The 239-nt window shown below is 54.8% G+C and carries 1 tRNA gene and 1 rRNA gene; both read right to left on the bottom strand.

Annotation, left to right across the window (positions count from 1 at the left end):
• Nucleotides 1-12: 12 nt before the first annotated feature.
• Nucleotides 13-89, bottom strand: a tRNA-Met gene (locus AB9K35_RS00015).
• 44 nt (nt 90-133) lie between these two features.
• Nucleotides 134-239 (bottom strand): 5S ribosomal RNA (rrf, locus tag AB9K35_RS00010); the annotation flags it as partial.

The raw sequence follows: 239 nt of genomic DNA, 5'->3' as shown, positions 1-239 counted from the left end.
GGTCGGAAACGATGGTTGCGGGAGCAGGATTTGAACCTGCGACCTTCAGGTTATGAGCCTGACGAGCTACCTGGCTGCTCCATCCCGCGTCAGGTGTTTTGTATCGTTCAAGAGAGGTTTTGGATTTTACTAGGTTTGGCGGTGACCTACTCTCCCAGGGCTTGAGCCCAAGTACCATCGGCGCGACAGTGCTTAACTTCCGGGTTCGGGATGGGACCGGGTGTTTCACTTGTGCTGTA

The sequence above is a fragment of the Leisingera sp. XS_AS12 genome (genome assembly GCF_041224635.1).
Classification (GTDB): domain Bacteria; phylum Pseudomonadota; class Alphaproteobacteria; order Rhodobacterales; family Rhodobacteraceae; genus Leisingera.
The sequence above is the reverse complement of the archived record's forward strand: the minus strand, read 5'-3'. Positions and strand labels throughout refer to the sequence as shown.